Source organism: Haladaptatus sp. W1 (assembly GCF_001723155.1).
Lineage (GTDB): Archaea > Halobacteriota > Halobacteria > Halobacteriales > Haladaptataceae > Haladaptatus > Haladaptatus paucihalophilus.
Genome location: NZ_MEIH01000160.1, coordinates 1 through 8,336 on the forward strand (window position 1 = coordinate 1; position 8,336 = coordinate 8,336).

At 65.3% G+C, this 8,336-nt stretch carries 9 protein-coding genes and 3 pseudogenes; 1 reads left to right on the forward strand and 11 read right to left on the reverse strand.

Features of this window, described 5'->3' with window-relative positions:
• Positions 1–201: pseudogene (locus BG842_RS08615) on the reverse strand (DUF4350 domain-containing protein); the annotation flags it as partial.
• 2 nt (positions 202–203) lie between these two features.
• A complete protein-coding gene (locus tag BG842_RS08620) occupies positions 204–479 on the reverse strand; it encodes a hypothetical protein (protein WP_083252476.1) in 276 nt (91 codons plus the stop codon).
• Between the two features lie 108 nt (positions 480–587).
• On the opposite strand from BG842_RS08620, the gene BG842_RS08625 reads away from it, so the two are divergent.
• On the forward strand, positions 588–1,148 hold the full coding sequence (locus tag BG842_RS08625) for a metal-dependent hydrolase (RefSeq protein WP_069450449.1): 561 nt from the start codon (positions 588–590) through the stop codon (positions 1,146–1,148).
• 58 nt (positions 1,149–1,206) lie between these two features.
• Here the strand turns inward: BG842_RS08625 and BG842_RS27370 are convergent.
• From BG842_RS27370 to BG842_RS08660, 9 genes and pseudogenes are all read right to left on the reverse strand, one after another.
• A pseudogene (locus tag BG842_RS27370) lies at positions 1,207–1,383 on the reverse strand (RNA-guided endonuclease TnpB family protein); the annotation flags it as partial.
• Positions 1,384–1,612: 229 nt separating this feature from the next.
• Complete coding sequence (locus tag BG842_RS08630; RefSeq protein ID WP_069450450.1) at positions 1,613–2,071, reverse strand: hypothetical protein; 459 nt, start codon at positions 2,069–2,071, stop codon at positions 1,613–1,615.
• A 52-nt stretch (positions 2,072–2,123) separates the two neighbouring features.
• Positions 2,124–2,354 carry a glycine zipper 2TM domain-containing protein gene (locus BG842_RS08635; protein ID WP_069450451.1) on the reverse strand — a complete coding sequence of 77 codons (231 nt, stop codon included), beginning with the start codon at positions 2,352–2,354 and terminating at the stop codon, positions 2,124–2,126.
• Positions 2,355–2,457: 103 nt separating this feature from the next.
• Positions 2,458–3,633 (reverse strand): AGE family epimerase/isomerase, encoded by a 1,176-nt coding sequence (locus BG842_RS08640; RefSeq protein ID WP_069450452.1) that lies wholly within the window; start codon positions 3,631–3,633, stop codon positions 2,458–2,460.
• Positions 3,634–3,710: 77 nt separating this feature from the next.
• A complete protein-coding gene (locus tag BG842_RS08645; RefSeq protein ID WP_069450453.1) occupies positions 3,711–4,730 on the reverse strand; it encodes a D-isomer specific 2-hydroxyacid dehydrogenase family protein in 1,020 nt (339 codons plus the stop codon).
• 25 nt (positions 4,731–4,755) lie between these two features.
• Positions 4,756–5,346 (reverse strand): sugar phosphate isomerase/epimerase, encoded by a 591-nt coding sequence (locus BG842_RS08650; RefSeq protein ID WP_217493294.1) that lies wholly within the window; start codon positions 5,344–5,346, stop codon positions 4,756–4,758.
• Positions 5,292–5,555: pseudogene (locus tag BG842_RS33030) on the reverse strand (sugar phosphate isomerase/epimerase); the annotation flags it as partial. The gene BG842_RS08650 and the pseudogene BG842_RS33030, both read right to left, overlap by 55 nt.
• Positions 5,552–6,910, reverse strand: a complete 1,359-nt coding sequence (locus BG842_RS08655) for a glycerate kinase (protein ID WP_069450454.1) — start codon at positions 6,908–6,910, stop codon at positions 5,552–5,554. The gene BG842_RS08655 and the pseudogene BG842_RS33030, both read right to left, overlap by 4 nt.
• 22 nt (positions 6,911–6,932) lie before the next feature.
• The gene (locus BG842_RS08660) at positions 6,933–8,267 is read right to left on the reverse strand and encodes a glucoamylase (protein ID WP_069450455.1); all 1,335 of its coding nucleotides are present in this window, start codon (positions 8,265–8,267) and stop codon (positions 6,933–6,935) included.
• Positions 8,268–8,336 lie beyond the last annotated feature (69 nt).

An 8,336-nucleotide genomic window follows, 5' to 3' on the forward strand; every position in this document is an offset into this window, starting at 1 on the left:
GGCGGTGTCGTGGGCGACCAGCGGCTCCGCTCCGCGATCCGTCGCGATGCCGCGAAGCTTGCTCGTTCCGTCCCACGCGCCGTTGTACGCGCCGAACGAAGCGCTCGACGTGGACGAGGCGACGACGAGGACGACCACGACGACGAGGACGAGCGCCCCGAGGACGAGCGTCGGCGTCGGGTAGTCGGTCGGCCGTTTCACGCTCAGAACACCCCCGGCGGGAGAATCGCGAGAATTCGTCGGACGACGATGATACCGAAGACGACCAGCCCGAGCGCGATGAACCACTTCAGCCGTCGTCGCCACCGTGGCGTCACGTTGAACGGTGCGGTGAGTTCGACGATGACGAGCAGTCCGATGAGCGAGAGGACAAAAAACAGTTCCAGCGTGAGGGACCCCAACGCCGCCAGTGCGAGGATGGAGGCGAGCATCCACGCGAGTTGTCCATGGATAAATCGTTGGCGGCGTTGGGTCGACATCTACAATTAACCATGGAGACCGGACTTACCAAAGTATCGGTCTTCGGTATCCGGTGGGTTGCTCTCGAAGTCGAAATACCTACCATCGTGTCCGAGAAATGAGAGTGTATGTGGCCCTGGGGACACCTCGCTGTCGGCTACCTCTGCTACTCACTGTGGTGTCGATACCGGAACCGACCGCCGTCGGCGGTCGGCGCGGTGACCGTCGCCGTCGGCACGCAGTTTCCCGACCTGATAGACAAACCGCTCGCGTGGACGTTTGCCTTGCTCCCGACCGGTCGCTCGTTGACCCACTCGGTCTTCACCGCCGGACTCCTGCTCGCCGCCCTCTGGGTCGGCGCGCGACGATACGATAAACGCCTGCCGCTGGGCGCGTTCGCCATCGGCTACCTGAGCCACCTCGCCATGGATTCCGTGAAACCGCTATTGGAGGGCAGCTTTGGGGATATGAGTTTCCTGCTGTGGCCCCTCCTCCCGCTGCCAACCTACGATACACAGCAGAGTTTCCTCGCTCACTTCGCCAACTTCGATCCAACCCCGTTCGTCCTCCTCCAATTCGCGCTCGCGGGAATCGCGCTGGTCGTCTGGATATTCGACGGCGCACCGGGGTTCGACGAGGTTCGCCACCTGTGGCCGACGACGAGTCGGGAACACGTCGGCGAACGGTGACATCCTCCCCGTCGTAAACGACGGGGCTTCCCGTCCCGCAGGTGGGATATTTGCCGGTCTACGACACGGCTTGTTCTCGCGGGGCGAACACCCCACGCTCTGAATCGAACAAGTGTACCGATGGCTGTGCCACACAGCCGTTACTCCTATCCTCCCCATGAGGACTCGGAGTTATCTTTTGCCGCATGTTTTCCGCTCCGTTACAATCCGCATTCCCGACTAACTCACACGACGAGCCGGACGCCAGCGTGTCCCCTGTGTTTGCCGAGTTCGAGTCAGCGACGGTCTCGTTCGACGGCAAAGGAATGTTCGTCGCCTCGGCGACGGTCCGTGCATGGTCGGTGAGTTCGGTCATCTAGACGGGTTTGACGCCGTAGGCGCAAAGACAAAATACTGAACCGATTGGACGTTTCCAACGACTGTTCGACCACGTTTCGTCGGATGAACCATGCGCTCGGAAGACGCTATTCCGCGTCCGAGTTCCCCTCCGTGGCGGCCTCGTACACCGTCTTCCGGTCATCGAAGTAGACCGGCGCGTCGGCGTCGGCTTCGAACCGAATGACGCGCTCCATCGCCTCCCGGCCGTCGTTCACGTCCGACCGGAGGTCCTCGGCGAGGGAGACATACCCGTCGGCCAGCTCCCGAAAGGCAACCATCTGCGCTCGCTTGGCCTCGACGACCGCCCGCGTTTCGTCGAGGTCCGTCTCCAGTTCCGCGACCGCCGCGGCGTCGATGTCGTCTCCCTCCGAGCCGCTGTCGTCGAGACGCGTTCGTATCTCCGCTATTTCCGCGTCGATGTCGTCCAACAGTTCGTCGGCTTCGGACGCCATCGTTTCGACGCGACCCGAGAGGAGGCCCGCCTGCGTCTCACAATACTCGACGAACTCCTCGGGCGACAGCGAACTCCCGTCTTCGTCGTCCATGGTAGACGGTTGGGATGTCCGATAGAAATCGTTTGGGTCGGTGGACGCGCGGTCAGGGTTTCGGCCGTTCGGCGCGTTTCTGTCCCCGTTCTCTGACTCGATCGATGCGCGAGCGAGCGGTCACCCGCGTCTCTCCGACCATCGCGCCGACGAACGCACCGATGGCGCCGCCGGTGCTCGCCGCGTTTCGACTGATGAACCCGCCGATTGCGCCGCCGATGGCGGCACCGATGGCGGCGTGACGGGCGCGACTCAATGCACGTGTAAGGCGAATGGAACGCATACACATCTACTAGTCGCCGAGACGCATAAATCCACTCGCAGATTCGAGGTGTCGTCGCAGAACTCCGCGAACCGTCATCCCGGATTCACGAAGGCGAAGCGGGTCAGAACGCGTCCATCGCGACGAACGCGTTGCTGATGGGGTGATAGCCGGGTTCGACAGCGGTGCCGCGGTTGGGGTCGTCGCGCTCGTTCGTTCGGGACAGGCGCTCGAACCAGTTCCCGTGTTTCGGGTTGACGAAGGTCGTCTCGGCGTACTCCCAAAGGCGGTCGTACCACGAGAGATACGCCTCGTCGTCCCGACCGAGGAGCGCCGCCGCGCCGATGCCTTCGGTTATCGCCCAGCCGTACTTGTCCGCGACGACGGGGGACCTGTCATCCTCGACGGTGTAGTAGAAGCCGCCGTGGTCGTCGTCCCAACCCATCTCGGTCGCGTGGTCGAACAGTTCGCGGGCGGACGTTCGGAGCCACGCCTCGTCGCGGACGTCGGCGAGTTGCGACAAGAGCTTCGACCACTCCAGATGGTGACCGGGTTGGTAGCCCCACGGGCGGAACTGGTGGTCCGGTTGGTCCTCGTTGTAGCCCATATCGTGCGTCCAGTCCGAATCGTAGTGTTCCCAGAGACGACCGTCCGTTTCGGCCGCGAGGTCCCGAACGAGACGCTCGGCGATGGAGTAAGCGCGGTCGAGGTAGCGCGCGTCCCCGGTCACCTCGTGGGCGACGAGCATGGCCTCGCAGGTGTGCATGTTCGCGTTCAGCCCGCGATACGGGGCGAGGTCGTCCCACGCACCGTCGGCGCGGTCGGCGTACAGTCCGTGGTCAGGTTCCCAGAAGTGCCGGTCGATGGTTTCGACGGCGCGTCGGAGTTCCTCTTCCGCGCCCGGAATTCCGGCTTCGAGCGCGCGCGCGCTGGCGAGGACGACGAAGGCGTGACCGTAACAGTAGCGTGTGTCGTCCGCGGTTTCCCGGCCGCGGAGTATCCAATCGTAGCCGCCGTTCTCGGCGTCCCACTGGTGGTTCGAGAGGAAGGACAGACCGTGTTCGGCGGCCGTCCGGCACCAGACGGGACCATCGAGGAGCGCGCCCACGCTGAAGTTGTGGACCGCTCGTGCGGTCGCCACGAGGTGTTTCGTCCGGCCGTCGTAGACGAAGCCGTCTCGTTCGTCGAGCTGTGCGACGTACCCGCCGTACCGGGTATCGATGCAGTCGGGGTAGTAGAAGTTTAGAACGCGGAGAATCTCGTGGCGAAGCTGTCGTGGGTCGTGATAGTTCAGGGTCATGGTCGTGGATTTCGTTGGATGTACTGAAAGGGATGGTCCTCGGTCGGATGGCGATACATCGTTCGGTGGGGAACCTATTATGGCGAACCGAAGTGAGCGGCGAGGTGTTCGGCCCATCGCTCGTTCGCGTCCCGCGTCCGGCCCGCGATGTGCGGGGTGTGAACGACGTTGTGACGCCCGAGGAGCGGGTCGTCGAGGGGGAGCGGTTCCTCGTCCCACACGTCCGCGGCGAGGACGATTTCGTCCGCGAGCACGCGTTCCCGAACGGCGTCCATATCGCAGATTCCGGCCCGCGTGACGAGGACGAGTATCGCCCCTTCCGGGAGCGCGCGGATGTGGTCCGCGGTCACGACGCCTTCCGTCGAGGGAGTGAGCGGAATCGTCGGGGCGAAGATGTCGGCGTCGCTCACGAGTTCCTCCATGCTGTACACCTGCCGCGTACCCGTGCTGTGGAAACACGGTTCGTCGGCGAACGGGTCGTAAGCGGCCACGTCGGCACCGAGGTGGTTCGCCGCGGCGGCGTAGCGACTTCCAATGTTGCCGATTCCCGCGACCCGGACGCGCTTTTCGGCGATGGTTCCGTTCACGAAGTTCGGGTCGTCCGCGAACTGGTGGCCGCGTGCGCCGGGCACCTCGTTGTCCAGTTGGTCGAGGTCCCACGGGTCGTGCGTCTCGGTCATCGCGGCGTGTTTCTGCGGAATTTGCCGGAGCGCGTCGATGGTCAGTCCGATTCCGAACTCGGACACCGACTCGCTCCAGAACCCCTCGTTCGTGTGGTCGTGGACCGTCACGCCTCGGTCTCGGAGGTAGTCGGCTATCTCCTCGTCCGCGCCGTACATGGAGTCGGTCATCACGAAGGCCTCCGTCAAGTTCGTGAATTCTCGGAGGTCGGCGACGGAAGCGCGGACGCCGAGCGAGGCGAGTTTCCCGACGGATTCGGGCGCGGAGACGGCCTCCCTCAATCTCGTTTTCCTCGTTTCGGAGAGTCGAACGAACTCGACGGGCGTGCCGTCGTCGGTCCAGCGTCGGTGCAGATGGTCCGCTGCGAGCGGCCATACGTCCTCGAACAGCGGGTCTACGACGATTGTGCGTGTCATGGTGTTCAGTTAAAACGTCATTTTTCTACTCGAACAGGTACCGCATCGTGTCGAGCACGTCGGGGGGCATGCGGTGCGGTTCGGCGTTGTACGCCGGAATCTCGGCGGAGATCCACCCGTCGTAACCGACGTCCGAAAGCGCGGCGACGACGCTTTCCCAGTCGATGTCCCCTTGCAGCGGGTACGTCGGTCGGTGGGCGTCCGTCAGCCAATCCTTGATGTGGACCTTCGAAATCCAGTCGGCGAGACCGCGAATCCAGCGGTCGGGAAGCCCCCACCGGAAGCCGTTGCCCACGTCGAAGTAGGCCGAAACCCGTCCGGCGTCCTCGACGGCTTCGAGGAATTCGACGAACTCGCGCGGCGAGTACAGGAAATCGTTCTGGACGTTCTCGACCGCAACGCCGACGTCGGCGTCCGCCGCGTAGCCCGCGATTTCGCGGACCGATTCGACCGCGCGGTCGTAGTCGGCGTCGTAGTCCGCGCCGGGGGAGATGACCGCCGGACGATGAGTATCTCCTCGGCGTCGAGCGTCACCGCAGCGTCCACCATCTCCCGCGCGATATCGATACCGCGTTTTCGGGTTCCCTCGTCGGCGCTCGACAAGGGATACTCCCAATGGAGCGTGGTCGAAACGGCCGGGACGTCGAGGCCGTGCTCGACGGCGGCCCGCCGAGTTCGCTCGCGGCCGTCCCGCGTCGTCAGCAGTCCGTCGGCTCGATAGTTCGGTTCGACGCCGTGGTATCCGGCGGTGGCAAGGACTTCGCACGTCGTTTCGATGTCCGTCGACGGAAATCCGGCCTGATTGAGTCCGTACCTGTGGTTCATGGTTCGGCGTCGTCCGTCGTTCCTGTTCCCTTCTCGTCTACCGACCCGACGACGACGGCGCGCAAGTCGTTGACGTTGGTTCCCGTCTCGCCGGTTTCGACCAGCGCATCGTGAGCGGCGAGGAACGGATACACGTCGTGGTTTCGCAACGCGGCGCGTGCGTCGTCGCGGGACTCGGGCGGAATCGTCTCGTGGTCCGCGATTGCACCCGCGGCATCCGTGCTCCCGTCCAAGCCGTCGGTGTCGATACTGGCGACGACGATGCCGGGACGGTCGAGTTCGCGCGTCGCGGCGAGGGCGAACTCCTGATTCGGCCCGCCGGTCCCGTCGCCATCGACGGTGACGGTCGTTTCGCCGCCCGAGAGGAGGACGGCGGGCGGGTCGAGCGGATTCCCCGTCGCGGCACACTCGACGCCGATTGCGGCGTGAGTTCTGCCGACCTCGGCCGCCTCGCCACCGACGCGGGACGAGAGGACGAGCGGGGTGTAGCCCAGGTCCCGCGCCCGGTCCGCCGCCGCGTCGAGCGCCGTCCAGTTATCCGCGATGACGCGGTTGGTCACGTGCGCGAACGCGTCGGGGTCGTCGTTCCCGGTTGGAGTCGATTCCCGCTCGCGCAGCGCCGTTTCGATGTCCGCGGGAACGCTATCGAGGTTCTCTTCGAGGACCCGCTTCGCGTCCGTGGGCGTCGCCCGACTCGGATACGTCGGCCCGCTGGCGACGACCGACGGGTCGTCGCCGATGACGTCGCTGACGACCAGTCCCACGACGCGGGCGGGAGCGGCGGCACGGGCGAGACCGCCGTCCTTCACGCTCGACAGCGCGCGGCGGACGGTGTTGATGTCGTGGATATCGGCACCGGAGCGGAGCAGGCCGTCCGTGACCGTCCGAAACGAGTCGAGCGAAATGCCATCGGCGGGGGCGGAGAGAAGCGCGCTGCCGCCGCCCGAAATCGGCGCGAGCACCAGCGTCTCCGTGTCGGCGTCGCGGGCAGCGGCGAGGATATCACCGGTCGCGTCCCGGTTGCGTTCGCTCGGAAGGGGATGATCGCCGGGACGAACGTCGATTCGGGTCGTCTCGGCGGGCGTGTCCGTCACCACGATGCCGTCGGTCAGGCGCTCGCCGAGGACGGCTTCGAGGCTGGCCGCCATCTCCCCGGCGGCGTTCCCCCCGCCGAGGACGACGACGCGCGAGAAGTTGTCGAGGTCGAACGTCTCGTCGGCGACGGTGAGCGTCGTCCCGTCTCGGGAGAGCGCTCGACGAACGACGTGCCGCGGCCGTGCGGCGTCGATACCCGCGTGCAGGCAGTCGAGCGCGACGGTTCGTGGTGACGGTCGGTCGGTTCGGTCGTGGGTCATCGGTGGTCCGCCCCGTTCATGGTCACGCTTCGGCCGCGTCCCGTGTCAAGAGTGCGGTCAGATACTCCGCGTGGCACCACGCGAGCGGCATGGCGAACCGAACCACGTCGCGGTCCTTCGTCTGGACTTCCAAATCGCGGTAGGCCTCCCGCATGTGACCCAGTTCCTCGGCGATGAAGTCAAACGAGACGTCGCGCAAGACGTCTTCGTCGAACTCCTTCTCGTAGTCGAGTCCCGTGTCCCACTCGTTCTCCATGAACGCCTCGAACCGCCGTCTGGTCGTGAGGTGTTCGGGGATGTGCCCCTCCTCGTTCGCGTAGCGCGCAATCGTCGCCAGTACGTCGTTTCCGCGGTCGAGGTCGCCGGTGGCGAACCGATACTGGGCGTGCCACGCGGTGTACTGCAACCACGGTCCGTTTCCGCCGTGCTGGTGGACGTCGAAGTCGCGGTAGAAGCCCATGAATCGCTGGATACCGCCGATTTCGGGGTCTTCAAGCGCGGTCGCGCTTCGGTTCGCGGCCTCGTGAAGCGCGTCGTCGAACAGGTCTTCGAGGTCGAAGTAGAAGGGAGCGAACAGCGTCACGTCTGGACGAGTGTCGAGGTCGCCCTCCGGCGAGTAGCGTCGCGGCACCTGTGCCGGACTCGTGAACGCGCGTTTCACGCCGCCTTCGAGGTGCGAGCGGAAGCGGTGGATGTCGTCCTCGACGGCCGCGGACTCCTCGGGGAGGATGGAAAGCGCCCGTTCGATGTCGCGGAGGGCGGACACGAACACGCAGTTGACCCAGAGGGTGTAGCCGGACTCGATGCGGCCCTCGTGGATGCTCGTCGTGCTCTCCACGAGGTGGGCGTTCGGGTCGAAGAGGTCGTCGCGGACGTGCGAGACCGCGCGGGCGGCCGCGTCGATGACGCCCTCTCCGAAGGAGGCACCGACCGTCGCCAGTGCGTCGGTCGCATCGAGGGCGAACACGGCGTGCGCGAGAACTCGCAAGCCGTGTCCCACGTTGTCCTCCTGTCGGTAAATTCCGCGGTCGGTGCCGTCGAGCGCGTAGCGCTGTCGCCACTGCCCGCCCTCTTCCTGTGCATCGAGGAAGAACCGAGCGGCGTCGAGGATGTGCTGTTTGCACCGGTCGGGGCGGATATCAGCCTCGACAGCGCCGAGCCACGCCTTCGTGATGCAGGCGATGTCCCGCGGATAGGCGTAGGGATAGCGGTCGTCCGGGTCGCTCGCCAGCGGCACCGACCCGTCGCAGTCGGCCGGGTACACGAGGTCGTCCAAGACGTCGAGGTGGAACGTCGGGTCGTCGAGGTCGGTCGTCGGCGAATCGTGAATCGCGTTTTCCGTCGTATGGTTTGGCATTTGTCGATGGAGGGGATTAGTTGGAGATGGATGGTCGCTGTATCTGTTCGTCGGGGAACCCTCGCGTCT